Below are 25,559 nucleotides of genomic sequence, written 5' to 3' on the forward strand. Positions count from 1 at the left end.
GCCGATCCCAACCGCGATCAAAGCTATTTCCTGTTCACCACCACCCAGGAACAGCTCGATTTTCTGCGCTTCCCGCTGGGTCATTTGATGAGCAAGGCGGAAACCCGTGCCTTGGCCGCCAAATATGGTCTTGAAGTTGCCGATAAACCCGACAGTCAGGACATCTGCTTTGTCCCGGATGGCAAATATGCCCGTCTGGTCGAAAAGCTCCGTCCCGAAGCCGGTGAGCCGGGCGAGATCGTTGATCTTGATGGCAATGTGCTGGGCGATCATCGTGGCCTGATCCATTACACGGTCGGGCAGCGCCGTGGGCTTAACATCGGCGGCACGGCCGAACCGCTTTATGTCGTCAAACTCTCGCCGGAAAAACGTCAGGTCATTGTTGGCCCGAAGGCCGCACTTGCCAAGAAACTGGTTTATGTCCGCGAACTGAACTGGCTTGATGGCGACCAGATTGATGAAAACGGGGTAGAGGTCGAAGTCAAACTGCGCTCGGCCATGCAGCCGACCACAGCGACGATCTTCCCCGAAGCCGCTGGCGAAGCCCGCATTGAACTGCATGATGCCCAGTTTGGCATCGCACCGGGGCAGGCTGGTGTCTTCTATCAGGGCGAACGCGTTCTCGGCGGTGGCTGGATCACCCGCGAAGAGCTGATAGGCAACACAGCCAGTGCTGCCTGATCCATCACGCCTGATGACCAAATAAGGCGGGCGAGGGCAGATGTTCCTCGCCCGCTGGTTTTACGGGAATGTTTTTTGACAAAATCGTCAAAAAGGCGCTTGACGGGGACGGCTCCCTGACTTAAAAACCGCCTCGTTCCGCACCGTACGGAACACCATAAAATTGCTTGTGGCGGAGTAGCTCAGCTGGTTAGAGCAGCGGAATCATAATCCGCGTGTCGGGGGTTCAAGTCCCTCCTCCGCTACCAATTAAACAAGCCCTGCATCCATGATGCAGGGCTTGTTTCATTTCTACGCGCAGGATCGGGCTTGCCCCCGTGGGTTCGCGAGAAAGCGAAGCACGCAGCTTTCGAGAGACATCGCACCCCGTGCGATGGTCCGCCGGGCTCCGCCCAAGGATAAAAAGCAGCCCAAAGGCTGGTTTTTACAATTCCCGAATTAGCAACTAGTGAGTCCGCAGGCTTCGCCAAGTTTTTTTTGCGATGCAATTGTGGACTGCACTTTTTTGCGACCTAAAATTATGCTTCTCTGAAATACATCATATTATGAGTTGTAAGTTTTTAGGAAACCCAAATGCGGATTAGTAGCATCACCATTGAAAACTATCGCGCGGTGCAGCGACAAAAAGTAGAGCTTGGTGATCTGACAGCTTTTGTCGGAGCTAACGGAGCTGGAAAATCAACGGTGCTAAAAGCTCTTGACTTGTTCTACGCCACGAAAGCTCCGGCGATTGCACCAGACGATTTTTTCAATAGGAATACAAACAAGCCGATCTCAAAAACTGTGGAGTATCGAGATTTTTCTGCAGACGAGCAGCGCGAGTTTCAGTCAAAGATAAAAGACGGTAAAATGGCTGTTACTAGGATGTTCTTCTCCTCAGACTCAGATCGGCACGGTCTTTATCAAACTTCGTCTCTTCAGCACCGAGGGTTTGATGAAGTCAGAAAATCTGGAAAGGTTGGCGACAAAAGGAGCGCTTACAACGCGTTGCTAAACGATAGTCGGTATGCAGGTTCCTTAGAGCGTGCTTCAACTGCCGCAGACATCGAAGCCCAACTGGTTGGGTGGGAGTTGTCGAACCCTCAGGCTTGCGAGATGGGATTAGATGGAGGGAGTTTCTTTGGCTTGAAAGCGGTCGCCCAGAACAAGCTGACCCAACGAAGTAAGTGGATTTATATCCCTGCAGTTAAGGATGCTTCTTCTGAGACAGGAACAGCTAAGGGCTCCGCAATTGGCCAGTTAGTTGACTTGGTGGTGCGGTCAAAATTTGAAGGACGTAAAGAATATCGGGAATTTAGAGCTAGGTTTGAAGAACAGTATGCTGAGCTAACTAGTGTAGAAAATAACCCTGGGTTGGTGCGGTTGCAAGATGATCTCAGTTTGCACTTAAAGAGCTTTTATCCAACTGCGAATCTTGGCCTTGAACTGGGGTTCGGCTCCAGTTTGCAGCTTCCACCACCTGTGCATAATCTATCTATAAGTGACGAAGGCTTTGAAACATCGGTGGACCGCATGGGGCACGGATTGCAGCGTGCGCTGGTCATGGCCTTGGCTCAACAACTTGCTTTGACTCCGGAACAAGTAATGGATGAGGATGCAAGTGAAGAGGTGCGTCCAGATGATGAGCAAACGTTAATTCTGGCAATTGAAGAACCTGAAATTTATCAACATCCAGCAAAGCAGAGGCACTTCTATAAGGTGCTTCAAAACCTCTCACAGAATGGTGTTTCTGGCACTGGTTCGAAGGTTCAAGTGCTCTACACCACCCATTCTCCGCTTCTACTATCGGTTGAGCGCTTCGACGAGATCAGAATTGTAAAAAGAGACAACAACGCAGATGACGTAAGTTGTTCAGTGTCGTCTTCTTCGTCGGCTGATGACGTGTGCAAGATAATGAAGCACGCCAAGAATGAGGATTCCGTGATTGACGAGAGTTTTGTGCGAAAAGTTAAGAGTTCTCTTCATACTATGGAAGGGTATGTTTCGGAGGGGTTCTTTGCCAGAGCTGTTGTTTTAGTTGAGGGCAAGAGCGATCAAGCAATCTTGGAGGTTGTGGCCCAGAAGTTTGGAAAGGACTTAGGCGCCAAGGATATTTCGATTTTAAGTTTGGGTAGCAAGGGTAATTTCCTAAAAACCGCAGCAGTTTTCCAGGCTTTCTCAATACCAATTTTTCTTCTTTGGGATGGAGATGGCGGCGATCAAGAGAACGCAAATTTACTGCGGTTCTCTGGAGTTCCAGAACATCTTATTGATGTGAACGAAGAGAGGGTCTCTGAATTCTATGCTTGTTTTCGAGGGGACCTTGAAAAGCAAGTTAGCTCTCAATTGGGCGAGGAAAAATATGCTGCATACAAGCAAGAGGCTTTCGAATTCTTTGACGTTAAGGCAAGAGAGGCAATGAAGCGGCCAGCTGTTGCGAATTGGATTTTTGATAAAGCTTACAGCGATGGTGCATCATTCCCATTTGTAGAAGAAATCGTGAATAAAATTTACGAGTTGGTTTAATCATTGTCTCAGTGCTTGGCTAATAGGATTCTGTGATGCCTTATTTCAACTCCTCTGCGATTAATAGAGCTGAGTATGATCAAAAGACCTTGGTTCTTACCATTTGGTTTGTAGAGAGCGGCGGACCTTACTCCTATGACAATGTTCCTCCAGAAGTTTTTGAAGGTTTGTGTAACGCCTACTCGAAGGGGCGGTATTATAATGAATTCATAAGAGATAGGTTTTAACTCAACAGTCACGTTAGTTTTTCCGCATAACTAACTAGTTTTAGCCTTGGCCAGCCATAGCCTGCAACGCCCGCCAAATCTCACCCTTAACCCGGCCCATCGTCTGATCACGCCGTCTGATGGCGAAGACTTCTGTATGACGCGGGCGGAAACCTTCGATGTTAAGCGCAACAAGCTCGCCGTTTTTAAGTTCTTCCGCGATCATGTGTTCGGGCAGGCCGCCCCAGCCGTGGCCATTCATGATGACTGATTTCTTGGTGGCGAAATCCGAGACGGTCCAGCGTCGTCCACCGGCAAGCACATCGCGCGACTGATCGTAATCCGGGCCACCGGTGCCCGAGACAATGACCTGAACATAGCTTTGCATTTCCATGCGCGATCGCATGCCGCTGCGCCCGGCCACGGGGAAGCTGCGGTGGGCGACAGGGCGGATGACGACTGCGCCGACAGGCGTGGTTTCGACGTGGTCGATGTCGACCCCCTCCAACCCCGCGATGATCAGATCGGCTTCCCCCTTCATCAACCGGGCCAGCGGGCCGCCCATCATTTCGGTGGCAACCGCGATGTGGGTATTGGGGAATTTATCGCCGATTTCACCGAGAATTTTAAGGATCGGTTCGAGTGACATGGTTGCGGTCAGCGCAATGCGCACCAGCGGTTCCTGTGTGCTGCGCAGTTCCTGTGCCGTGGCCTGAAGCTTGTGAAATTGATCAAGTACGCGGGTGGCTTCACGCAGGAACACTTCGCCTTCTGATGACAGGCGGGGGCGGTAGTCTTCGCGCGAAAAGATGGCAAAGCCCAGCTCGTCTTCCAGTTTGCGCACCTGATGGCTGATGGCCGATTGCGCCTTGTTCAGGCGATCCGCGGCCCCGCGAAAGGTGCCGGTACTGACAACCGCGTCAACGGCGATGAGTTGTTCGAGGTTCATGTATGCCCCAAGATGATCTGATTTATAGATCATTACTATGAAAAGTCGATATTATCAATTGCTCGTCTGGTTTGGCATTAAGGCATCATAGATCAAACCAAAGGAGCTACCCATGAAACTCTATTACTTGCCCGGTGCCTGTTCGCTTGCCAGCCACATCATGTTGCATGAAGTGGGGGCGAAGTTTGACATCGAAAGCGTTGATGTTGCGCAAGGCCTGACCGAAACCGGCCGCACATATCGCGAAATCAGCCCGAATGGCTATGTCCCCGCCCTTGAGATCGAAACGGGGGATACCCTGACCGAAGGTGTCGCGATCTTGCAATACATCGCTGATACCCACCCGTACAGTGCCTTTTCGCCAAAGCCCGGTTCGGTTGCACGCGCGCGCCTGCAACAGTTTCTGAACTTTGCGGCGGCGGAATTGCATAAATCCTGGGGCCCGCTTTTCACCGATGGGTCGAGCGCGGCGGAACAGCTTGCGGCCAAGCAAAGGGTCGGAACCAAGTTCGATTATCTTGAAAGCGTATTGGCAGATGGCCGCGAATACCTTGTTGAAAACCGGTTCTCGGTGGCTGATGCCTATACCTTTGTTCTGGCGAACTGGGCGAATTTCAAGGAAATCGATCTGGGCAACTGGCCGAACCTTGCGACGTTTGTTGCGCGCATTCAGGCCCGCCCGGCAACGCTGGCTGCGATGAAGGCCGAAGGGCTTGTGTGATGAAATCATCTGATGAATTGCAGATCGACGCGTTGATGGAGCGCTATTTCGAAGGGCTTTATCACTCTGACAGTGCAGTCCTGCGCACCGTGTTCCACCCGGAACTTGCCTATGTCAATGCGACGGATGGCAATCACGAGTTCATGGACCTTGAGACGTACATGACGCGGATCGATAACCGTGACCCCCCGGCCAAACGCGGTGATCCCCGCCGCGAAAGCGTTGACCGGGTATCCCTGACGGGCCACCAGATGGGCCTGATCGAAGCCCGCATGACCATGATGGGCCGGGATTATCAAGACCTGCTGACACTGATCCATACCGATGACGGATGGCAGGTGATCACCAAGGTTTTCGCATATCGCGCAAAGGAGGACTGAGCAATGCCGTACGTCAATATCAAGGTCACCCGTGAAGGCGGGCCGGATGGAACCGGCCCAACACCGGAAGAAAAAGTGCAACTGATCAAGGGCGTAACTGATCTGCTTCAGAACGTCCTGAACAAGTCACCTGCGACAACTTTTGTTGTGATTGACGAGGTGTCTCTGGACGACTGGGGTATATCGGGCCGGTCCGTCCGAGATATCCGGTCAACCCAAAGCTAGCTCTGCATACCCTTAGCCCGCCTCAATGAAGAATCCCTGCACCATGGGATACAGGGATTCTTTTTCGTCTCGGACATTTTTAAAACTGTCAGCGTGACGCTCTATTTTGTGACGCTGGCCCTGCCAAGGACTTCATTATTGATGCACGATGCGTAAATCCAATCAGAGTCTGTCACGCCCAACTTGTTACACAGCGCCTGAGACGATGGATTATCAAGGCGCACACCTGTCATAAACCCTCTTGCTGCCTCTTTTTCCCACATATGGATGATTGCCATGGCGCCAAGAATTAGTCCGATTTTCTCACCGCGTCTGTCCCTGCGTGTGGCCAGCATTCCCCAAAACACATCGTTTGGTCTGGGGCCAGAGGCGTGATGCATGACAAATGACGATGCACTTGCAACAGGGACGCCAACCGAATCAATTGCTGCGAAGTTTATGCCGCGTCTGGCTTGACCACGCATGATGAACCCCGGAACGGGCATTACATCACAGGATTGGCAAAGTGCTGCAACATCAGCGACCAGTGCTGTCGGGGACGTTTCGTCAAGTGCGACAATCGATAGGTCATCTGGCAGGGTATGTTTATCAAGGATTTGACGGCTGGCATCATAAGCTGCTTTGCCACCCCAGTAGTGTTCATGGCGGTCGCTGGAAAAACCGCGCGCTTTCAGTTCAGAAAACAGACTGTCGACCTCGGACTTAGGGAAGTAATAGGCAACAGAAGCACCAAGAAGGCTTGCGATAGAGGTCAGCACATCGGCGGTATCATTCTGTGGATCAGAAAGGGAAATTGTTCGGCCGTAATACGCAAATCTTGGATTGTCCTGCATGAATGTCCAAAGGGCAGCACTCCTCTTCATCAGAGCGATGCTGCTTTCTGTCCCAAAAAACTCCTGATGATTATCCAACTTTGTTCCTTTGCATGGTTTGCCGAATTCGAACCGATTTCCGGGTTCGTTTAGCTGATAAAGGTTGCGTGGATTACTGCCACATCTGGTTAGATAGGGACGGTGTCATGCCCGGACAATATACCATCGTTCATGCCGATGCTGGTTCAGTCTGCTAAGATCGCAAGCCTAGTGGTGATCGAAACACGTGGGTTGTCTGGTGTAATGCCCGACGCTATAGGTCATAACCCTTTGGGAGGTTATTGCTTAAACAGGCACGGGTCGAAAGGAGCTCGATGAAACAGTATGTTGTAAAGAAATCAGAAATTGATGCGTTTGACGGCACGGCAAAGACCCATTTCCTCAATGAAAATGCAAAGCGCACAAACAAGTCCTTGGGCGATATGACCGGCCTGACCGGGCTTGGCTTTCATATCATCGACGTCCCGCCGGGCTGTTGGTCGACCGAGTATCACGTCCACCATTTCGAGGACGAATGCACCTATGTTCTTTCCGGGACAGGCACGGTTATAATCGGCGACGAAACCCATCCTATCGAAGCAGGCGATTTCATCGGCTATCGCAAGGGCGGACTGCCCCATACCATGAAGAATACAGGCCAAGACGTGCTTCGCTGCATTGTCGCCGGTGAAAGGCTTGACCACGACGTTGCGGATTACCCGAACAAAAAGAAGCGGATTTACCGTAATGCCGGTCAGAAGTGGGACCTTGTCGATCACGACGCCATTGCCAATCCGCAGGCCGGTAAGAAATAGACCTGACCCGTGCATAGGTTGCGCGGCTTGGTGCGGATCGCGGGCTTGAGATTGCGCTGATATCCTCCGCCCGGTTTTCCCTATCACCACTTTGATCAACTGGACTGGCATTTGGCTGATAAGGTAACGTAATACTAGCGTTTCTGACGAGAACCGGGAGTGGAACATGTCGGGCGGGCAAGATCAGACGCGTCGTCGGTCACTATTGCCATTTGCCTATTCGCTACAGGCATTGGTGCGCGGGCGACTTTGGTTGCAAGTTTTGGTCGGCATGGTGCTGGGAGTGGGGACCGGTCTGCTGATCGGTCCGACAACCGGGCTGCTGTCGCGCGAAACGGCATCGGTAGTGGGCAACTGGCTGGCCTTTCCCGGACATCTTTTCCTTGCGCTTATCCAGATGATCGTCATCCCGCTGGTGTTTTCATCGATCATTCGTGGCCTGTGTTCGTCGGATGATATTGATCAATTGCGCAGGCTTGGGGTTCGGGCGGTGCTGTTCTTTGTGCTGACGACCGCGATTGCTGTGACCATCGGGGTTGCCCTGGCCTTGTTTATCCGCCCCGGCGATTACGTGGATGCCACCAACCTTGGTCTGGCCAGTGCGATCGGGGCCCCGGCCGAGGCCGCTGGCAGCGGGCAGGCACGGCTACTTGATTTGCCGGCACATGTTTTAACGCTTCTGCCGTCCAATCCGCTGTCCTCGATGGTTGAAAGCAACATGCTGCAGATTGTTATATTTGCCAGCATTTTTGGTGTGGCGCTTGTCGTGATGCAACGCGACAAAGCCCGCCCGGTGCTTGATCTGCTGGCGAGCTTGCAGGAAGTCTGTTTGACCATCGTGAAATGGGCCATGTGGCTGGCGCCGCTTGCCGTCTTTGGTCTGATGGCGCGTCTGACTGCCGATACCGGGCCACAGGCATTGTTGGGTATGCTGGTCTATGTGGCGACGGTGCTGCTGGGCCTGGGGCTGATGCTTGGGATGTTGCTTGTGGTTGCGCGCATATACGGCGGTTTGCCACCACGCGTATTTATCGGTGCGGCCAAGGATGTCATGTTGCTGGCCTTTTCGACCTCAAGTTCGGCCGCTGTGATGCCGCTGTCGATCAAAACGGCCGAAGGGCCGCTCAAGGTCAAAAAACATATCAGCCAGTTTGTCATTCCGCTTGGTGCAACAATCAACATGAACGGCACGGCCTTGTATCAAGGCGTTGCTGCGATTTTCATCGCCCAGGTTTTTGGTGTCGAAATTGGCTCTGCCGGGTTGGTTCTGATTGTGCTGACGTCTGTGGGGGCGTCGATTGGTTCGCCGGCGACGCCCGGGGTCGGGATCGTCATCCTGTCGACCATTCTGGTGTCGATCGGTGTTCCGGCATCGGGGATCGCCCTGATCATGGGGGTGGACCGGCTTCTGGATATGAGCCGCACGGTGATCAATGTTTGCGGGGATCTGGTCGCCTGTATCGTGCTTGATCGCATGGATCAGACCGACACCGAAGTTACCGATGACCCGGCAGAACCATCCCGGGCAGAGGCCGAAACCACTTGATCGGCAGCGTGAAGGCGAGGAGCGACTTTCTGTGATCTTTGTTCCAAGTCATGGACAGAGACCCACTAAAGGCGAGATTGTTCCAAAGGTTAGATTCCAATTATACATTGGTATGTATATATTCAGCGTGACAAATTTACCCGGGAAAACCACGCCTGCCGATGACCTATGTCGACTATCTTTCCATTATGTTTGCGTTCGTTGCCGTTGGCGCATTGGCATATTCCGTCCATTCGCGCCGGCAGGCGCGGACGACGCTCAATGTATTCGATACCCTGATGGCGAACATTTCGGACGGTGTCGTGACGTTGGGCGCAGATGGATCGGTTCAGGCGCTGAACGCCGCAGCGGCAGAGATGTTTGATCAGCCGGAGGGCGCGGTTTCCGGGCTTCGTCTTACCGATCTTTTGCCTGATGGGCCTGAAAATACTGATAAAACGCAGGCAACCGAATACCGAAGCAACGCGATGCGCTCGAACGGGACGACTTTCCCGGTTGAGGTAAAGCGCCTCGTGCTCCGGGGTCAGAATGAACGTGTGCTGATCGTCCGTGATCTCTCACGTGTGCGACCGGACGCGCATGAGGAAGAGCAACGCTTCCAGCAAAGCCAGTATTTCGCGCGCATCGGGACTTGGGACTGGCGCGTGGATACCGACGAACTTTACTGGTCCGACGCCATTTACGGCATGTTCGGCTATAAACCGGGCGAGGTAACGCCGACCTATTCCCTGTTCTGTGATGCCGTACATCCCGACGACAAGGAACGTGTCCGCGAAGGTGAAATCCGCTGCATTGAAACCGGCCAGAACCATGACGAGGAATACCGCGTTGTCTGGCCGAACGGCACCATTCGATGGCTGCGCGAAACCGGCAACGTCATCAAGGATGAGGCCGGGGAAACCATCAAAATGATGGGCGTTGTGCGCGACATTACCGAGGAACGCGAAGAGGTCGATCAAATCCGCGACCTTGCGTTCCATGATCCACTCACCCGCTTGCCCAACCGGATCATCTTCGAGGACAGGCTCTCAAGGGCGATTGAGCGTGCAAACCGTCATCAAAAACAGGTTGCCGTTGTCTTTATCGATCTGGACGGTTTCAAGCTGATCAATGACGAACTTGGCCACGCTGCCGGAGACCGTGTTTTGGTCAATACCGGGCAGCGTCTGGTCAATGCTGTTCGGGCAACTGATACTGTTGCGCGCATCGGCGGTGATGAATTCACCATCATCCTTGAGGATCTGGATAACGACGCCGAGGTGCATGGTGTCGCCAAGAAGATCATTGGTACAGTGTCCACGCCGATGGAGCTCGGGGACGGCACGTATCATGTGGGGGCGAGCCTTGGTATTGCGATCTATCCCGAACATGCCCGAACGCTTGATACCCTGATCCATATCGCTGATCAGGCGATGTATGCCGCCAAGGCGACGGGAACGAACCTTTATCGTATCGGTTGGGAGATGGCAGACTGATGGCCGAGATGATCGAAATACGCCCCGCGACGGGTGCCGACCGGGATGCCTGGGCCGGCCTGTTTCGCGACTATATGGTGTTTTATGGCTGCGCGGTCTCTGAAACCGCACTTGATACGACATGGGGCTGGATCATCGAGCCTGACGGACCAATGGACTGCCTTTTGGCTCTCAGGGACGGTCAGGTGATCGGATTTGCCCAATACCGCGCCGTGCCGGAAACCCTGACGGGTAGCTGGTTCGGCCAACTTGACGATCTATACGTCACACCAGAAGCCCGAAGCCACGGAGTGGCTCAGGCCCTGATGCAGCGGCTGGGCGAAACTGCCCGCGATCGCGGCTGGTTCAAACTTGCCTGGATCACGGCAGAAGACAACGCGACAGCACGGCGGCTTTACGATCAGATCGGCAAGGCTTCTAACTGGGTGGTTTATGAGAAGCCAATTGAGGGCTAAGGTCTGAAAGGTCGCTATCCTCTCTTCCTTGGTATCAGTCGACCATCGATCATCGCCAGTCCTGCCCCAATCACCGTCATGCCGATGATATGTTGCATCATCAGTGTTTCCCCGAGAAAGCCAACACCCAACAGAATCGCACTGACCGGAATCAGGAAGGTCACAAGCAGAAGGTTGCTTGCCCCGGCACGCTTGAGGATGGCGAAGTAAAGGATATAGGCCAGCGCAGTGCTGAGTGTTGCAAAGCCGAGCACGGCAAGGATGGTGCTGGTGGTGGGAACGGGCAGTTGCCAGGGCTGATCAACGATGATTGAAAGTGGCAGGAGCATCAGGCTCGAAGCACTCGTCATCCCGGCTGCCGTCAGGATCGGCGGGGTGGTGGAAAAACGTCTGCCAAACACCCCGGCACAGCCATAGCTGAAGGCGGCAAGCAAAACGGCACCCGGCGCAAGCAGACCTATCGTGTTGCCAGATGTCGGAAGGCCGAAAATCACAACCACACCGCCAAACCCAATCAGCACGCCGATAGCTTTGCGCGCCGTCAGTTTTTCCGTATCTGTCGCAATGTGGGCAATCAGCAGGGTGAAAAGCGGGGTCGTGGCATTCAGGATGGCGGCAAGGCTGCTGGTGATTTGTGTCTGACTCCAGACAATCAGGCAAAAGGGCACAAGGTTATTAAGCCCGCCCATCACGGCAACGCCCGCCCAGAATTTCGGATTACGCGGTATGGCAATATCGCGCAACACCACCACCCACCACAGAACCATGGTCGCAATCGACACCCGACACAGCACAAGCGTCAGCGGCGGCAGATCGACAAGCGCGATTTTGGTAAAGAAAAACGACCCACCCCACAGGACCGATAGCGAAATCAGCATCAACCAGCTGATGCGGTCCATCGGTTGGGCAGGTGGTTGCTTGGGATGTAAGCCGCCTGCGGTAGAGAGGTTTCTTGGCCCATCAATACCACGATGTTTCGGGCGTGAAGCCAGTTCCATATCAAGCGATATCAAACGTGTGGTGTTTTCATGGGGCAGCATCGCGGGCTCCGTCGATCTGTTGGTGACCAACGAAGATTAGGAGGATTGGCTTTTTGCTGCTCGCCAGTTTCGGACTTTGACGAAAACGCCTGACTAGGGGCGCTTAAGATCGTTGTCACGTGCTTGGTATTGTTTGATAATTGAACAGGTTCAGGCGCCGTTAAAGAATTGCGGATTATTTTAGCATTCTTGTTGGCACGTCGTTTTCCATTGCTCAGGTGAGGTTTTAGGTGGTCAGTCCTTATGAAAATCTGGGAGACGAACGCTTCTGGCGGACCGGTGTCGCCAAGGAAAATCCGCGTAAGGTCAAGAACATACACCGACCACGTTGGGCAATATCCGAGACCGACACCATCGTCACGATGGGGAGCTGTTTTGCGCAGCATATCGCGACAGTTTTGCGCGAGCGCGGCCTTAATGTGCCATTCTTTGATACGACCGATAATATTAAATCGAAAACGTATTCTGCGAACTACGGGAACATTTATACGGTCAGCCAAGCCTTGCTGCTGATCGAAGAGGTGTCTGGTAAACGGCCCGTCATGGAAGAGTATTGGGCGCTCAAGGACGGTTATGTGGATGCAGTACGTCCGAATGTCTTCGAGCAACCAGTAAAGAGCAGAGATGAACTATCCGGTCTCCGCATGAAGCACCTTGCCGCTGTCAGGAGTGCTATCAATGAACTGGATATTTTGGTCTTTACACTCGGCCTTACTGAAGCATGGATTTTAAAGAATTCGGGCAGAACCCTGCCTGTTGCTCCAGGTGTTGTAGCTGGGGATTTTGATCCAGCATTACACACGTTCCACAACTTTACATATGATGAGATACTCTCAGATCTGAATGCGCTATGTAACGAAATCAAATCGCTACGTGGTGGCAAGGAATTCAAGCTGATACTGACTGTGTCACCTGTACCACTTACCGCGACATATGAAGATCAGCATGTCCTGAAATCGACGACCTATTCCAAGGCGGTTTTACGTGTTGTTGCCGAAGAATTTGTCCGCAAAAACATGTTTGCGGATTATTTCCCTTCTTTTGAACTCGTCAACAATCCTGCGGCAATGGCGAACTATTTCGAGGCGAATATGCGCTCGGTTCGGGCTGAGGCAGTCGACATTGTGATGTCGCATTTCCTCGCGGCGTATCTTCCGGCCAAAGAGGCACCAAAAGCAGAAAGTACAGACGTCGTTCCCGAACAGGCGAGGTCGATGGATGCCGATTGCGAAGAGGAGATGATTGAAGGTTACAAGGCTGAAAAGAACATCAATGCGTTCGTTCATGCCGATATGACGGTAATGTTTGGCGACAGCCATTTAACGTCGACATATAAAAATATGTTGGAGCGCCCGGAAGCCGAAGGGTTTGCTTTTGCGCCCATCCGGCTGTTGGCCAACAACCCTAATCAGGAACTTGGTGTACACGGTTTAAGAACGTTCATCTTCAAGAAAGAACATTCGAATTTCGAGGATTTCTTTGTGCAGAATCCGCGAGACCTCGTTGTCGTAGGGATGGGATTCTTTGGCGACAATATTGTTCGTGCGCATGGGGATATGCGCCCCGAGGTGGAGCAGCGTGCTAGAGAAGAGCTAACCCCTCAGTTGCCTCAGGTGACAGAGGTCACGCAAGAGTTGGTCCGTTTTTATGCCCTAAAGCTTCAGAATCAGATTAACTTCGCTGCCCGCCTGGAGAAGTTTACCAGTTATGAGCGCATCTTTTGGATTGTTTCCCCTGATATGCCGGAAACGACTGGACGTTTTCGGTTGGGGGACGCGTTCGTGGATGGCGGATCCTACAGGGTCCACAAGTCTGCCTATAAAATTGCATTCGATATGTGGGCGGACAAACTTGTGCGGACGAAATTTATCCAGCACCCATGGGATCAGCTATGTGCAGATAACGGGTTTACCAAGGATGATTACTTCATGGGCCCTCCTGGCAATATCCATTGTGCTCCTTCCTTCTATGATTCAACTCTAGATGAGTTAAGGCGTTTGCAGAAAGCCTGATCGGTGCATTCTAGTCGGAAGCTTAGCTTAAACCTAAGCGAGAACAGATCGTACAGGGGATTAACCCTATTCCGCCGCAATGGTTTTATTCCTCACACCAATGAATTTCGGAAGCTTTGCGAAAATCGTGATGTTGCCGAGCAACACCATCGCAAGCCCGGTTGCCCCGATCGGTGTCCACACATAGCCTTCAAGGAAGGTCGAGACCGTCAGCGCCACAACAGGGAACAGCACGGTGACATAGGCCGCTCGTCCGGCTCCGACGCGGTTGACCAGGGCGAGATAGGCGATGAAGGCCACGACCGAGCCCGGAATGGCGAGATACAGTAAGCCACCGATATAAAGCGGATCGGTTGGCAGGATCGGCGTCTGGCCGCGGAGCATGGCAAAGATGAACAACAATACCGTGCCATAAATCATGCCGCGCGCAACCGCATCGCGGTTGGGAATGCCCATGGCATGGAGTTTGACCGAAACCATGTTGCCGCAGCTAAAGACCGCTGTGCCGCACAGGGCGAATATCATTCCGGTAATCGCGTGTGGATTGTGAGACAGGGCATAGATCTGATTGGCAAACAGACACGCAATCCCGCCCAAACCAAAGGCTGCGCCAAAAACAAAGCGCAAGCCCGGGCGATTGCCGTAAAAGGCCCAGTTTCCCAGCGCATTGAAGATGGTCGAGGTGGTGAAGATGACCGCAACGATGCCGCTGGCGATATAGCCGGTTGCCGAATACATCAGGATAAAGTTGATGCCAAACAACCCGCAACCCAGAAGCACGATCCACGGATGCGCGCGCCATGGCACCGGGCGCCATTTACGGGTCAGCAACAAGAAACCGCACAGAACCGCGGCCGCTAGCGCAAAGCGATAGAAGATGGAAATTTCGACCGGGATCGGACCGATCTGAAGTTTGATCGCATACCAGGTAAATCCCCAGCAGGCGGTGACGATCACGAATAAAAGGGCTGTCATCATCGGGGCTTTCAAAACAGCACGTGCAAAGGCAGTGGTGGCACGAAGGGTTGCGCGAACCGGTCACGCGGGTTGGTGGCGCGCGGGGACCAATCAGGGAACGAATATTCAGGGGCATATCCGCAAACCGGTAATAGGCCACAATGAGCCTCGCGTGGCTTTCACGTTCTTGCGCTGTTTTTCATATTCTTGCGGGCGAGTTTGCCTCGCCAATAAAAAACGGGGCGGATACCGCAAGGTATCCGCCCCGTTCGATTTGAAGTGTCTGTTTAGGAAGACCGTGTCATTGCCGTTGATCGGTTGGTGGCCTCGGGGATCAGCCCCTTTGGCGCAAACCGCATCACGGTCAACAGGATCGCCCCCATCATCAGGTAACGCATATAGGCGGCACCAGCGACCAGATGCTGGGCAAGTTCCGACTCTTCACCAAGCGGTGCGGTCACGGTGGACATGAACCAGTTGCCAAACGGCTCTGCTTCGACCCACAGGAACCAGATGATGAAGCCGCCCAGGATCGAGCCCCAGTTGTTGCCCGAACCACCGAGGATCACCATCACCCAGATCAGGAAGGTGTAGCGCAGCGGAATATAGCTGGTTGGCGTCAACTGACCGTCAAGGGTGGTCAGCATCGCACCGGCAATCCCGCAAACGGCACAGCCCAGAACAAAGGTCTGCAGATGGCGACGTTTGACGTCCTTGCCCATTGCAGCAGCCGCATCACGGTTGTCACGGATGGCGCGCATCATGCGGCCCCATGGCGACTTCAATGCGCGTTCGGCAAACCACATGATGATTGCCAGCACGATGACAAACAGCACCGCATAGCACAGCTTAACAAACAGGCTGGCAGCATCGGAAATCTCGCTCGCCCCGAAGAAGTTCGCCAGATTGATGAACCATTCGCTTTCAACCAGGTTGACCTCATAGGGCACCGGACGCGGAATGCCGGTGACGTTCTTGACGCCACGTGACAGCCATTCTTCGTACTTGATGATCGCAATGATGATCTCGGAAATGCCAAGGGTGGCAATCGCCAGGTAATCCGCCCGCAGACCAAGCGCGATCCGCCCGATCAGCCAGCCTGCACCTGCTGCCACCAGACCGGCAAGCGGCCAGGCGACAAGGACCGGAAGTCCCGCACCACCAAGATAACCGCTCAGCGCCGGGTCGATGCTTTCAATCGCATCGGTTGCCGGACCAAAGAACACACCAATAAGGAAGTAGCCCGCCAGCAGAAGAACAAGCGTGACCGGAAGCTTCAAGACGGGCGGCACAACGCGGCGGGCGTAAATGACCGCAACGATGGTTCCCGCAAGGCTAAGCAAGGACAGGGCAATATCCCCGCCCGCAGCGGCCCAGGCGTCGCCCACAGGGGGCATCGAAACCAGAACAGCAGTCAGGCCACCAAGGGCGGTAAAGCCCATGACACCGACATTGAACAGGCCGGCATAGCCCCACTGCATGTTGACGCCGAGCGCCATTACCGCAGAGATCACACAAAGATTGAAAATGCCAAAGGCGACGTTCCAGCTTTGAAGAAAGCCGATCGCGATCAACACAAGGCACATCAGGCCATATAGGAGCGCAACTCTCTTCGTCATATCACTTTCCCACGAATAATACCGGTTGGTCGGATCAGAAGAACCGCGACCAGAATGATGAAGGAGACCGCGAACTTATAGTCAGTAGACAGCAGTTGCACGAGGCCTTCTGGCGCCCAGTCCGTGGGGCCAAGATAGGCGAGAAACTTCTTGAAGGCATAGGTCACGGTCACCTCGGAGAAGGCAACAATGAACGCGCCAAGGATCGCGCCAACCGGTTGACCAATGCCGCCCAGAATGGTGGCCGCAAAGATCGGCAGCAGGATCTGCAAGAAGATGAACGGCTTGTAGGTCTTATCAAGGCCGTAAAGCGTGCCAGCAATCGCTGCCAGTGCCGCTGCAATGACCCAGCAGATCGTCACCACGCGTTCCGGGTTGATGCCCGAAAGCAGTGCCAGATCCTCATCATCGGAATAAGCACGCATGGCCTTGCCCGAACGGGTTTTCTGCAAGAACCAGAACAGCCATGCAACGACAATGGCGGTCACAACAACGGTGATTACCTGGCTTTGCTTGATCGCAATGCCTTCATCAAGGCCAAGGGCCCGGCGGCTGTCAAATGCGCCGATGATGAAACGCTGGCCATCTGCAAAGCTCTGATCGGCCGGGCCGATGACGATACGGATGATGCCTGCAATCAGGAACATGACGCCAACAGACACGATAGCAAACACAATCGGGTTGGAGCGTTGCTTCCGATAGAACCGGAATACCATCCGGTCCGTGACAAGCGCCATACTGATTGCGGCCAATACACCAATCGGCAAGGCCAAAAGGGCGGTCGGGAAGGGGGCAATAGAGACGCCCATATTCTGCAGGAACCAGGTGACCAGGATGGTGATCATGGTGCCAAACGACATCAACTCGCCATGTGCGAAATTCGCAAACCGCAGGATGCCGAAAATGAGTGTGACGCCAAGCGCCCCAAGGGCGAGCTGCGCGCCATAGGCAGTCGCGGGAACGACCACGAAATTGGCAAACAGCGCAAGTGCGTTAAGGATTTCCATTCAATACCCCATTTACCCGCCCAGGAAGGACCGGCGGACTTCTTCGTTGGCGAGAAGGGCTTCGCCCGTATCGGTGAACCGGTTGCGTCCCTGTACGAGGACAAAACCGTGATCGGCGATTTCCAGTGCCTGACGGGCATTCTGTTCGACCATCAGGATGGCAACGCCGGTTCTGGCGACCTCCACGATCTTGTCAAACAGTTCATCCATCACGATTGGCGAGACACCAGCGGTTGGCTCATCAAGCATGAGAAGCTTTGGCTGGGTCATCAGTGCACGCCCCACAGCGACCTGCTGGCGCTGACCACCGGAAAGCTCGCCGGCTGGCTGATTGCGTTTTTCGCCAAGGATCGGGAACAGATCGAAAATCTGTTGTTTGGTTTCCTCGATCTTGTCGTCTTTGCGGATGAAGGCCCCCATATCGAGGTTTTCTTCCACCGTCATCGACACAAAGACGTTGCGGTTCTGCGGAACAAAACCCATGCCCTCGGGCACACGTTCCTGCGGGGCAAGATTGGTGATGTCCTTGCCGTCAAGAACGACAGACCCTTCACGCAGGTTCAGCATGCCGAACACCGCCTTCATGGCCGTTGACTTGCCCGCACCGTTCGGACCGACCACGACTGCGATCTCGCCTTTTTCGACAGTGATCGTACAGTCATGCAGAATATCGGACCCGCCATAGCCGCCGGTCATACCGGTTGCGCTTAAGAAACTCATGACGGTACCTTCCGTTCATGCTTGCGACCTGTCCCGAGATAGGCCTCGATGACCTCCTCGTTGTTTTTGACCTCTTCAATCGTGCCCTGGGTAAGGAGCTTGCCTTCGGCCATGACGATGACGGGGTCACACAGGCGTGCAATGAAGTCCATATCGTGCTCAATCAGGCAGAAGGTATAGCCGCGCTCTTCATTCAGGCGCTTGATCGAGGTCGCAATGGTGTTAAGCAGCGTGCGGTTCACACCGGCACCAACTTCATCAAGGAAGACGATCTTCGGCTCGACCATCATGGTGCGGCCCAGTTCCAGCAGTTTTTTCTGACCGCCGGAAAGGTTGCCTGCCAACTCATGCTTGATGTGGTCAATTTCAAGGAAATCGATGACTTCGAGCGCACGCTCGTAGTTCTGTGCCTCGACTTCCTTGACGCGAGAATAGTTGAACCAGCTGTGACGGAGTTGTTCGCCGGGCTGCTCGCCCGGAACCACCATCAGATTGTCCAGCACACTCAGCGTCGAGAATTCGTGCGCAATCTGGAAGGTACGCAGCAGGCCCTTGTGGAACAGTTCATGGGGTTCCAGTTCGGTAACGTCTTCGCCATCAAGGAAAATTTTCCCCGAAGACGGCGGGAAGACGCCCGCAATAATATTGAAAAGCGTGGTTTTTCCGGCCCCGTTCGGCCCGATCAGGCCGGTTATGGAGCCCTTTTCGATCGACAGCGATACGCCATCGACCGCCTGAATGCCGCCGAAATTCTTGGCGATGTTTTCGACCCGTATCATGGGGAGTTTTTGACCCTGTCATTCAATCAGTCCCGGGCATCCTTTCGCCAAGCGGCGCATAGGGCCCGGTAATAGAGGAACTGCCAGAGACCGAAGTCCCTGACAGTTCCAGCGTCGTTAGCGATCAAAGAATGATCGGCTTAGTGGTACATCTCCGTTTCCCACTTGCCGTCTTTGATTTCCGTTTCACGGAAGCTACCAGCGGACTCGCCCGGTGCGATCAGCTCAAGCGCGGTGCCACCGACATAGTCGATTTCGCCACCATCAGCCAGAATCTGAAGCGCTTTGGCCAGTTCACCCGGATAGATTTTCTCACCCGGTGCATTGGCAACTTTCATGATGTGGTCTTTGTAGACCGCGCTGTCGGTCGAACCTGCGGACTGCATGGCAAGAAGCAGCAGTGCAGATGCGTCATAAGCTTCGGGGACATACGGGTCGTCGCCCTTGAAGCCTTTACCCGAAGCGAGTTCTGCCAGCATCGATGCGCCCGGGCTGTCGGTGCCCGGGTTGGTGCCGATCGAACCGTCAAGTGCATCGCCGAAGTTATCGGTCAGTGCTTCACCAACCATGCCGTCCGGAAGAACGAAGGTTTCGAACGCACCGGTATCAAGCGATGCCTGGATGATGCCCTTGCCGCCCTGGTCAAGGTAACCAGCAACGATCAGAACTTCACCACCTGCAGATGCAAGGGTACCGATTTCAGCAGAATAGTCGGCTTTGCCGTCTTCATGTGCGGCAACAGCGGTGATTTTACCGCCTTTTGCTTCGTAAGCTGCCTGGATGGCGTCAGCAAGACCTTTACCATAGTCGTTGTTGGTGTAGGTCAGTGCTGCGGAGCCGATGCCGCGACGGTCAAGGATCTCAGCAATGATCTGGCCCTGACGCGCATCAGAAGGAGCGGTACGGAAGAAGTAGCCGTCATCTTCGATTTCGGTCAGCGCCGGCGAGGTCGCCGACGGAGAAATCATCACGATGCCGTTTGCACGGACAACGTTGTTCAGGATGGCAGTGGTCGCACCCGAGCAGGTTGCGCCATTGATGCCATGAACGCCATCAGACGTCACAAGACGATCAGCTGCGGCTGTGGCTGCTGCTGCATCGATACAGGTACTGTCACCGCGTACCGAAACAACTTCACGACCGCCAAGCAGAAGGCCGCTGTCGGAGACTTCCTGAATGGCCAATTCGCCGCCAAGTGCCATCGGCTTGACGAGTGATTCCGTCGGGCCGGTGAAGCCTTGAAGCATGCCGATCTTTACCTGTTCCTGTGCAGATGCGCCTGCGACGACAGCCGTCGAAAGTGCAGCCGAAAAGAGGAGGGTAGAGAGTTTTCCCATAGTGTAGCCTTCCCTGTTTTATTGGGCCTTTATATTCGTCGGGCAGTATACAGAAAACGCTACACGTTTCCAGTTTCTTAACTACAGGTTTTGAATTCTACACCTAATTCTTGCCGTTAAGTTCGAGATTCCAATGACTTCAGCCCTTGCGGGGCGGGCGATAGGTGCATTTCTGGGGTTGTTCTGCGGGTAAATATTTTCAGCGTTTGGTAGTCGGTTTTTCACTGGATTTTGTTGTCAAATGGCCAGATGAACCGAATCCTGATTCACGATGCGGATCATACGTCATGGAGGTGTGTGGACTAAGGTTGTGCAAGCCTTGGCGAACAGTCAGGCAAAGACCCGCATGCCGCGTTCGGAACTCTTGCGGAATCCGGCAACAACATGTTCAGCCAACGCGTCTTCAACGGGCCCGTGGCCGTCGCGTTTGGCAAGGGTCATGCGGTATTCACCGATTTCGGGCAGGCCATGTGCCGGGCCAAGATGCACCAGATCATCTGAAATCACGCTGATTGGCACTGCCGCAATCGCCAGATCGGCGCGCACGGCGGCAATCTGGGCCTGACAGAATTCACTGGTATAGGCGATGCGGTAATCCACCCCTGCATCGTCAAGCGCCTTGAGCGCCACTGTCCGCCAATAACAACCCGGTTCCGCCATCGACACAGGCAGCGGCCGTTTGTCAATTGCACTGCCATGTCGTGCCCCCAGCCAGACCAGCGGTTCGGCATGGATCGGCGGCTGGTGATCAAGTTCTGCATTATAGCTGAAGACCGCAATATCAAGATCGCCGGTTTCTACGCGCTCTCGCAGGGTGCGGGTCGGACCAAGATTGACGTCGATATCGACATGCGGATGGGTTTGCGCAAACCGTTTGAGAATTTCGGGAATGACAACCACACCCGTGTCATTGGGGACGCCAAGCCGCACGGTGCCAGAAAACTCCGGCGCATGGAAATGCGACATCGCTTCGTCATTGAGTTTGAGCAAACGGCGTGCATAGCCCAGCAAAATCTCGCCATCCTCGGTCACGGTGACCTTGCGGGTTTCGCGTTTGAACAATTCCCGCCCAATCATGGTTTCAAGCTTTTTGACCTGAAGACTGATCGCCGAGGCACTGCGGTGAACCTTTTCAGCCGCGCGCGAGAAATTCCCGGTCTCGCAGATCGCTACAAAGGTGCGGGCAAGATCGAGGTCAAGATTATGAACAACGCTTGTCGTGGAATTCATGACCGGCCTTTCAGGTTCAGAAATTCATATTTGTGAGTTTCGCTAATAGATAAGATTAAATCTTCTCGTTTGATTAATCAATGAGTCTTCCTCAATCTACAAAAAACATTGATTGGAGAAACTCATCATGAAAGCCATCACATCTTTCGAACATGCCCCTCTTGGCCTTGTGGGTCATCTACGTGTCGCGATTGAAGCCTGGCAGCAAGAACGCGCAGCGCATCGGGCAGGCACCTTTGCATCCAGTGCCGGAACACCTGCTGCCCAAAACTTGTCTTATCTGACGGCTGCAGAGTTGCATGAATACCAGCACGGCCAATCTGGCACCTTTTCAGAGACGGGTGACGTTTTGTCGGGACTGGTTCTGAATTGGCCATCCCCCTCTGGCAAAGGGCACTGATGGTGCCTGCTGCGATACCCGTTCATAAGCACCAAACCAGCTGGAATGCGCAATGACCATTGAAAACCCGTTGTTCAGACCGCTGGAGCTGCCCTGCGGTGCCATCCTTGAAAACCGGATTGCTAAATCGGCGATGTCGGATTCCCTTGGGGATGGCACCGGACATCCGACTGCTGGCCAGATGCATCTGTATCGTCGCTGGGCCGACGGCGGTGTTGCTGTTTCGATCATTGGCGAAGTGCAGGGGCATCCGGGATTTGCCGAAAAGCCCGGAAATCTTGTGCTTGATGATAATTCTGACCTTGAACGGTTTCGTGCTTTGGCGCGCCAAGGGACTGTCAATAACAGCAGTCTTTGGCTGCAGCTTGGTCATGCCGGGGCCTTGGCCTATACCCCGACCAGTACGCCAAAGGGCCCAAGTGCGCTTGATCTGCCGGGGCTGACCTGTGCGGCCCTGACGGATGGCGAAATTCGTGAAATTCCGGCCCGTTTCGCAAAGACCGCCAGGCTTGCCCGGGAAACCGGCTTTGGCGGTGTGCAGATTCATGCGGCGCACGGGTTCCTGCTTAGTCAGTTTCTATCGCCGTTATTCAATAAGCGACGTGATGAGTATGGCGGATCAATTGCCAATCGCATGCGCTTGCTTCTTGAAACGGTGCATGCCGTGCGTGCCGCGGTTGGACCGGATTTTGTGATCGCCATTAAGCTCAATGCCACCGACCAACTTGAAGGTGGTTTGTGCGAAGATGATGCACTTGCCGTCATTGCCGCACTTGATAATACCAGTATTGATCTGATCGATATCAGCGGCGGGACATATTTCCCCGGTGCCAAGTCGGCCTCTGACGGGGGTGGTGCCGAGCCGTATTTCCTGGGGTTTGCCAAGCGGGCCCGCGAAGTCACATCCAGGCCATTGATGTTGACCGGCGGCTTCAAAACCCGTGCCCAGGCTGAGGCCGCCGTTGCCAGCGGGGCAATTGATGTTGTTGGATTGGCCCGTGCGCTGGTTCTTGATCCGTCATTGCCGATGCATTGGAGACAATCCGCAGCACAAGACCCGGCCTTTCCCAGATTTACGAACGCCCCCGAAGGCGGCATTACTGCATGGTACACCATGCGTCTGACGGCCCTTGCAGAAGGAACGCAACGACCGGCATTCGATAACCCTTGTGATGCCCTTGCTGCCTATGAAGCACGGGATGCAGAAAGGACAAAGCTTTGGCTGCGTCATTTCACTGGTTAGGTGGCTGTCAATTTTTCAACGGTTTTCACATTCTTGCGCAAAACAGGGCAGCATTGCATTCGCCTTGCTTTGCAAAAGGTCACGGCAATGCGATGATAACGGCTTCAATGTCAGGAACAGGTTATGGAAGAGTCCGGCACCGCCTTTCAGCCCAACGGGCGTTACCAGAAGTTTGAAGTCTTCAATCAACTGATTGGGGATGCAAACCTGCTGCGTGCGGGCGATTTCGGCGACAGCATTTCGGCAGCCCATTGGCGTCGCAAGGCGGATGTCCTGACCCGCTACACGGATCCTGATCATCACACCATCAGCCTTTATGTGAATGGTGGAACGGGGATTCAGCGCAAAATCGGTGCCGATCCGCTGACGGGCGGCGGGCCTGGCCGTTGTTGCCTGATGCCGGCCCATCTGACATCGGACTGGGTTGTTCACGGCGAGGTGGAGCTGTTTCACCTTTATATACCGCATGCTTCTTGGGAACGCGCAGTGGTCGAAGCCTTTGATGTCGAACCCAATGCCGTGGAAGTCCCGGAAAAGACCTTTTTCCTTGATCCATTGATTGAGCAAACCGTGCGGCATGCGATGCTGCCCCTTGACTGGAATGTGCCGGCTGACCGGATGGCAATGTCCAATGCCGGACAACTTTTGCTGGGCCATATGCTGCACAGTTATTCCACCCGCCGTGATCTTGGCTTTAAGGTTCGGGGTGGGCTTTCGCCTGCGATCAAACGTAGTGTGCTTGATTTTATCGATGCCAACCTTGATCACGCATTGACCATTGAGGAACTGGCAGAAATCGCTGACTTGTCGTCCTATCACTTTGCGCGGATGTTTCGCAAAACCGTGGGCGAGGCACCGCACAAGTTTGTTCTGCGTCGGCGAATTGAACGCGCAATGCATATGCTGCGCGACGGCAACGCGCCGGTCGCGGAAATCGCGCTTGCGACGGGCTTTTCAAGTCAGGCGCACCTCACCACCCGGTTTAGCCGCTTTACCGGGCTGACACCGGCGAAATATCGCGCCATCTCCCGCTAGTTATTTCCATTATCTGCTGGCGCTGTTTTCAGTCCGATCAACTGTGTTGAGCGGACTGTTTTCGCATGCCCGGATCCATCTGTTTGTGGTTCCGTTCGGCCGTGTTTTTGGCATGCCCGGGAGCATTCATCTGTTCAAAATCATGTGGAAGTTGATGACAGGCAATTGTGTCAGGCGCGATTAATTCATCATAAGTTATTGTAAATACACAATTTAACAAGCTTGAGAAATCCGTTGACAAGAAGAGTGCGGGATATCTAGAATTTTAAAGCAACTAAAATATCAGTTTGGCAAAAGCCAATTCATCGGGAGGACATCCAAAATGAAGATCACAATGAAATCACTCGGACTGTGTGCCGTGCTTGCAGGTGCGGTGGCGGCAGCAATGCCGGCAGCGGCGGCGACAACTCTTCGCATCGGGACGGTTTTGGCACCGCATGATCCGATGGGACAGGGCCTTGAAAAGTTCAAGGCAGAAGTCGAAAAGGCGACCAACGGCGATGTGGAGATCGAGGTTTTCCACAATTCCCAGCTTGGTGACACCACTGAAATGATTGACCAGGCCCGTGCGGGTGCGGCTGTCGGGACGGTCACGGATGTGGCCCGTTTGTCGAGTTTTGTACCGTCACTGGCGATTATGTCTGCACCGTTCCTGTTCGATACCTATGAGCAGGCCGATAAATTTGCGCTTTCGGATGAATACATCGCCTGGGGCGAGGAGCTTCGCGAAAAATCCGGTCTCGTGATGATTGCCTCGAACTGGTATCAGGGTGCACGCCATGCCCTGACGCAAAAGCCGATTTCTGGTCCGGCGGACCTTTCGGGTGTGCGCATGCGTACCATCGGTGCGCCGGTCTGGATTGAAACCATCCGTGCGATGGGTGCTGAACCGACCCCGATTGCCTGGGGTGAGGTATATAGCGCGCTTCAGCTCGGCACGATTGATGGCGCCGAGGCACAGCCAACTGCCATCTGGAACGCCAAGCTTTATGAAGTCATCGAAAACGTCACCAAAACCGGCCATATCCAGTTGGTAACCGCGCTGGTCGTTGGCGCTGATGCCTGGGACGATATCTCGCCGGAAAACCAGAAAATCGTGCGCGATCTTGCGGTTGAAAATGGCCGCTATGCATCCGGCCTGACCATTGAACTTGGTGACAAGGCGCTTGAAGACGTTGCGGCAAGTGGTGTTACGGTTAGCGAAGTCGATCTGGCACCGTTCAAGGAAGCCGTTGCACCGGTATACGAGATGCTTGATCTCGAGGCAGAAGCCGCCATTGTTAACAAGGTTCTCGGGCGCTAAGACCCGGTACGGACACCCTGCCTTACGAAAGTGCGTTGCCTTAAGGGTTGGCAACGCACTTCAAACTT

General features: G+C 54.0%; 25 protein-coding genes and 1 tRNA gene. 16 read left to right on the forward strand and 10 right to left on the reverse strand.

The window, feature by feature from the left end; genetic code table 11:
* The 4 genes from B2R48_RS16065 to B2R48_RS20375 form a co-directional block, all read left to right on the forward strand.
* Positions 1 to 681 (forward strand): MnmA/TRMU family protein (locus B2R48_RS16065; protein ID WP_349676153.1); only part of this gene is annotated, 681 nt, incomplete at its 5' end.
* 171 nt (positions 682 to 852) lie between these two features.
* A tRNA-Met gene (locus B2R48_RS16070) sits at positions 853 to 929 on the forward strand.
* A 325-nt stretch (positions 930 to 1,254) separates the two neighbouring features.
* On the forward strand, positions 1,255 to 3,186 hold the full coding sequence (locus tag B2R48_RS16075; RefSeq protein WP_297002460.1) for an ATP-dependent nuclease: 1,932 nt from the start codon (positions 1,255 to 1,257) through the stop codon (positions 3,184 to 3,186).
* 35 nt (positions 3,187 to 3,221) lie between these two features.
* Positions 3,222 to 3,413, forward strand: coding sequence for a KTSC domain-containing protein (locus B2R48_RS20375; protein WP_414716197.1), 192 nt, complete (start codon positions 3,222 to 3,224; stop codon positions 3,411 to 3,413).
* Between the two features lie 40 nt (positions 3,414 to 3,453).
* On the opposite strand, the gene B2R48_RS16080 is transcribed toward B2R48_RS20375, so the two are convergent.
* Entirely contained in the window at positions 3,454 to 4,341 is an 888-nt protein-coding gene (locus tag B2R48_RS16080) for a LysR family transcriptional regulator (protein ID WP_297002463.1), read from the reverse strand.
* 112 nt (positions 4,342 to 4,453) lie between these two features.
* Between B2R48_RS16080 and B2R48_RS16085 the strand changes: the two genes are divergently transcribed.
* The 3 genes from B2R48_RS16085 to B2R48_RS16095 are packed head-to-tail and all read left to right on the forward strand — an operon-like array spanning position 4,454 to position 5,667.
* Positions 4,454 to 5,062, forward strand: coding sequence for a glutathione binding-like protein (locus tag B2R48_RS16085; protein WP_297002466.1), 609 nt, complete (start codon positions 4,454 to 4,456; stop codon positions 5,060 to 5,062).
* Entirely contained in the window at positions 5,062 to 5,442 is a 381-nt protein-coding gene (locus tag B2R48_RS16090; protein WP_297002469.1) for a nuclear transport factor 2 family protein, read from the forward strand. The genes B2R48_RS16085 and B2R48_RS16090 overlap by 1 nt, the downstream gene beginning before the upstream one ends.
* A gap of 3 nt (positions 5,443 to 5,445) precedes the next feature.
* Positions 5,446 to 5,667 (forward strand): tautomerase family protein, encoded by a 222-nt coding sequence (locus B2R48_RS16095; protein ID WP_297002472.1) that lies wholly within the window; start codon positions 5,446 to 5,448, stop codon positions 5,665 to 5,667.
* A gap of 101 nt (positions 5,668 to 5,768) precedes the next feature.
* On the opposite strand, the gene B2R48_RS16100 is transcribed toward B2R48_RS16095, so the two are convergent.
* Positions 5,769 to 6,578: a hypothetical protein gene (locus B2R48_RS16100; protein WP_297002475.1), complete on the reverse strand. Its 810-nt coding sequence runs from the start codon at positions 6,576 to 6,578 to the stop codon at positions 5,769 to 5,771.
* Positions 6,579 to 6,853: 275 nt separating this feature from the next.
* Here B2R48_RS16100 and B2R48_RS16105 point away from each other — a divergent pair, with 275 nt between their 5' ends.
* From B2R48_RS16105 to B2R48_RS16120, 4 genes are all read left to right on the forward strand, one after another.
* Positions 6,854 to 7,333: a cupin domain-containing protein gene (locus B2R48_RS16105; protein ID WP_297002478.1), complete on the forward strand. Its 480-nt coding sequence runs from the start codon at positions 6,854 to 6,856 to the stop codon at positions 7,331 to 7,333.
* 166 nt (positions 7,334 to 7,499) lie between these two features.
* Positions 7,500 to 8,879: a dicarboxylate/amino acid:cation symporter gene (locus B2R48_RS16110; protein WP_084272169.1), complete on the forward strand. Its 1,380-nt coding sequence runs from the start codon at positions 7,500 to 7,502 to the stop codon at positions 8,877 to 8,879.
* Between the two features lie 161 nt (positions 8,880 to 9,040).
* Complete coding sequence (locus tag B2R48_RS16115) at positions 9,041 to 10,354, forward strand: diguanylate cyclase domain-containing protein (RefSeq protein WP_297002487.1); 1,314 nt, start codon at positions 9,041 to 9,043, stop codon at positions 10,352 to 10,354.
* Entirely contained in the window at positions 10,354 to 10,809 is a 456-nt protein-coding gene (locus B2R48_RS16120) for a GNAT family N-acetyltransferase (protein WP_297002493.1), read from the forward strand. The genes B2R48_RS16115 and B2R48_RS16120 overlap by 1 nt, the downstream gene beginning before the upstream one ends.
* Before the next feature lie 14 nt (positions 10,810 to 10,823).
* Here the strand turns inward: B2R48_RS16120 and B2R48_RS16125 are convergent, their stop codons facing one another.
* Positions 10,824 to 11,849, reverse strand: coding sequence for a DMT family transporter (locus B2R48_RS16125; RefSeq protein ID WP_297002496.1), 1,026 nt, complete (start codon positions 11,847 to 11,849; stop codon positions 10,824 to 10,826).
* 230 nt (positions 11,850 to 12,079) lie between these two features.
* Here B2R48_RS16125 and B2R48_RS16130 point away from each other — a divergent pair, with 230 nt between their 5' ends.
* Entirely contained in the window at positions 12,080 to 13,861 is a 1,782-nt protein-coding gene (locus B2R48_RS16130) for a GSCFA domain-containing protein (RefSeq protein ID WP_297002498.1), read from the forward strand.
* Positions 13,862 to 13,927: 66 nt separating this feature from the next.
* On the opposite strand, the gene B2R48_RS16135 is transcribed toward B2R48_RS16130, so the two are convergent.
* From B2R48_RS16135 to B2R48_RS16165, 7 genes are all read right to left on the reverse strand, one after another.
* Complete coding sequence (locus tag B2R48_RS16135) at positions 13,928 to 14,839, reverse strand: DMT family transporter (protein ID WP_297002501.1); 912 nt, start codon at positions 14,837 to 14,839, stop codon at positions 13,928 to 13,930.
* Between the two features lie 266 nt (positions 14,840 to 15,105).
* Positions 15,106 to 16,437 carry a branched-chain amino acid ABC transporter permease gene (locus B2R48_RS16140; RefSeq protein ID WP_297002503.1) on the reverse strand — a complete coding sequence of 444 codons (1,332 nt, stop codon included), beginning with the start codon at positions 16,435 to 16,437 and terminating at the stop codon, positions 15,106 to 15,108.
* Positions 16,434 to 17,444: a branched-chain amino acid ABC transporter permease gene (locus B2R48_RS16145; RefSeq protein WP_062957849.1), complete on the reverse strand. Its 1,011-nt coding sequence runs from the start codon at positions 17,442 to 17,444 to the stop codon at positions 16,434 to 16,436. The genes B2R48_RS16140 and B2R48_RS16145 overlap by 4 nt, the downstream gene beginning before the upstream one ends.
* Before the next feature lie 12 nt (positions 17,445 to 17,456).
* Positions 17,457 to 18,164 (reverse strand): ABC transporter ATP-binding protein, encoded by a 708-nt coding sequence (locus tag B2R48_RS16150; RefSeq protein WP_008890664.1) that lies wholly within the window; start codon positions 18,162 to 18,164, stop codon positions 17,457 to 17,459.
* On the reverse strand, positions 18,161 to 18,943 hold the full coding sequence (locus B2R48_RS16155) for an ABC transporter ATP-binding protein (protein ID WP_062957850.1): 783 nt from the start codon (positions 18,941 to 18,943) through the stop codon (positions 18,161 to 18,163). The genes B2R48_RS16150 and B2R48_RS16155 overlap by 4 nt, the downstream gene beginning before the upstream one ends.
* Before the next feature lie 140 nt (positions 18,944 to 19,083).
* Positions 19,084 to 20,280: an ABC transporter substrate-binding protein gene (locus tag B2R48_RS16160; protein WP_062957851.1), complete on the reverse strand. Its 1,197-nt coding sequence runs from the start codon at positions 20,278 to 20,280 to the stop codon at positions 19,084 to 19,086.
* A gap of 330 nt (positions 20,281 to 20,610) precedes the next feature.
* Entirely contained in the window at positions 20,611 to 21,510 is a 900-nt protein-coding gene (locus B2R48_RS16165) for a LysR substrate-binding domain-containing protein (protein ID WP_297002507.1), read from the reverse strand.
* 127 nt (positions 21,511 to 21,637) lie between these two features.
* Between B2R48_RS16165 and B2R48_RS16170 the strand changes: the two genes are divergently transcribed.
* From B2R48_RS16170 to B2R48_RS16185, 4 genes are all read left to right on the forward strand, one after another.
* On the forward strand, positions 21,638 to 21,910 hold the full coding sequence (locus tag B2R48_RS16170) for a hypothetical protein (protein WP_297002510.1): 273 nt from the start codon (positions 21,638 to 21,640) through the stop codon (positions 21,908 to 21,910).
* A gap of 52 nt (positions 21,911 to 21,962) precedes the next feature.
* Positions 21,963 to 23,153, forward strand: a complete 1,191-nt coding sequence (locus B2R48_RS16175; protein ID WP_297002513.1) for an NADH:flavin oxidoreductase/NADH oxidase family protein — start codon at positions 21,963 to 21,965, stop codon at positions 23,151 to 23,153.
* Positions 23,154 to 23,276: 123 nt separating this feature from the next.
* Positions 23,277 to 24,188 carry a helix-turn-helix domain-containing protein gene (locus B2R48_RS16180; RefSeq protein ID WP_297002515.1) on the forward strand — a complete coding sequence of 304 codons (912 nt, stop codon included), beginning with the start codon at positions 23,277 to 23,279 and terminating at the stop codon, positions 24,186 to 24,188.
* 322 nt (positions 24,189 to 24,510) lie between these two features.
* Positions 24,511 to 25,491, forward strand: a complete 981-nt coding sequence (locus B2R48_RS16185) for a C4-dicarboxylate TRAP transporter substrate-binding protein (RefSeq protein ID WP_062957856.1) — start codon at positions 24,511 to 24,513, stop codon at positions 25,489 to 25,491.
* Positions 25,492 to 25,559: the final 68 nt, after the last annotated feature.

Source organism: Thalassospira sp. UBA848 (assembly GCF_002295455.1).
Lineage (GTDB): Bacteria > Pseudomonadota > Alphaproteobacteria > Rhodospirillales > Thalassospiraceae > Thalassospira.

What these genes read in the sequence shown, in the direction of transcription:
- B2R48_RS16075 (WP_297002460.1), top strand. Translation starts at nt 1,255, where the DNA reads ATGCGGATTAGTAGCATCACCATTGAAAACTATCGCGCGGTGCAGCGA.
- B2R48_RS20375 (WP_414716197.1), top strand. Translation starts at nt 3,222, where the DNA reads ATGCCTTATTTCAACTCCTCTGCGATTAATAGAGCTGAGTATGATCAA.
- B2R48_RS16080 (WP_297002463.1), bottom strand. Translation starts at nt 4,341, where the DNA reads ATGAACCTCGAACAACTCATCGCCGTTGACGCGGTTGTCAGTACCGGC.
- B2R48_RS16085 (WP_297002466.1), top strand. Translation starts at nt 4,454, where the DNA reads ATGAAACTCTATTACTTGCCCGGTGCCTGTTCGCTTGCCAGCCACATC.
- B2R48_RS16090 (WP_297002469.1), top strand. Translation starts at nt 5,062, where the DNA reads ATGAAATCATCTGATGAATTGCAGATCGACGCGTTGATGGAGCGCTAT.
- B2R48_RS16095 (WP_297002472.1), top strand. Translation starts at nt 5,446, where the DNA reads ATGCCGTACGTCAATATCAAGGTCACCCGTGAAGGCGGGCCGGATGGA.
- B2R48_RS16105 (WP_297002478.1), top strand. Translation starts at nt 6,854, where the DNA reads ATGAAACAGTATGTTGTAAAGAAATCAGAAATTGATGCGTTTGACGGC.
- B2R48_RS16110 (WP_084272169.1), top strand. Translation starts at nt 7,500, where the DNA reads ATGTCGGGCGGGCAAGATCAGACGCGTCGTCGGTCACTATTGCCATTT.
- B2R48_RS16115 (WP_297002487.1), top strand. Translation starts at nt 9,041, where the DNA reads ATGACCTATGTCGACTATCTTTCCATTATGTTTGCGTTCGTTGCCGTT.
- B2R48_RS16120 (WP_297002493.1), top strand. Translation starts at nt 10,354, where the DNA reads ATGGCCGAGATGATCGAAATACGCCCCGCGACGGGTGCCGACCGGGAT.
- B2R48_RS16125 (WP_297002496.1), bottom strand. Translation starts at nt 11,849, where the DNA reads ATGCTGCCCCATGAAAACACCACACGTTTGATATCGCTTGATATGGAA.
- B2R48_RS16135 (WP_297002501.1), bottom strand. Translation starts at nt 14,839, where the DNA reads ATGATGACAGCCCTTTTATTCGTGATCGTCACCGCCTGCTGGGGATTT.
- B2R48_RS16140 (WP_297002503.1), bottom strand. Translation starts at nt 16,437, where the DNA reads ATGACGAAGAGAGTTGCGCTCCTATATGGCCTGATGTGCCTTGTGTTG.
- B2R48_RS16145 (WP_062957849.1), bottom strand. Translation starts at nt 17,444, where the DNA reads ATGGAAATCCTTAACGCACTTGCGCTGTTTGCCAATTTCGTGGTCGTT.
- B2R48_RS16150 (WP_008890664.1), bottom strand. Translation starts at nt 18,164, where the DNA reads ATGAGTTTCTTAAGCGCAACCGGTATGACCGGCGGCTATGGCGGGTCC.
- B2R48_RS16155 (WP_062957850.1), bottom strand. Translation starts at nt 18,943, where the DNA reads ATGATACGGGTCGAAAACATCGCCAAGAATTTCGGCGGCATTCAGGCG.
- B2R48_RS16160 (WP_062957851.1), bottom strand. Translation starts at nt 20,280, where the DNA reads ATGGGAAAACTCTCTACCCTCCTCTTTTCGGCTGCACTTTCGACGGCT.
- B2R48_RS16165 (WP_297002507.1), bottom strand. Translation starts at nt 21,510, where the DNA reads ATGAATTCCACGACAAGCGTTGTTCATAATCTTGACCTCGATCTTGCC.
- B2R48_RS16170 (WP_297002510.1), top strand. Translation starts at nt 21,638, where the DNA reads ATGAAAGCCATCACATCTTTCGAACATGCCCCTCTTGGCCTTGTGGGT.
- B2R48_RS16175 (WP_297002513.1), top strand. Translation starts at nt 21,963, where the DNA reads ATGACCATTGAAAACCCGTTGTTCAGACCGCTGGAGCTGCCCTGCGGT.
- B2R48_RS16180 (WP_297002515.1), top strand. Translation starts at nt 23,277, where the DNA reads ATGGAAGAGTCCGGCACCGCCTTTCAGCCCAACGGGCGTTACCAGAAG.
- B2R48_RS16185 (WP_062957856.1), top strand. Translation starts at nt 24,511, where the DNA reads ATGAAGATCACAATGAAATCACTCGGACTGTGTGCCGTGCTTGCAGGT.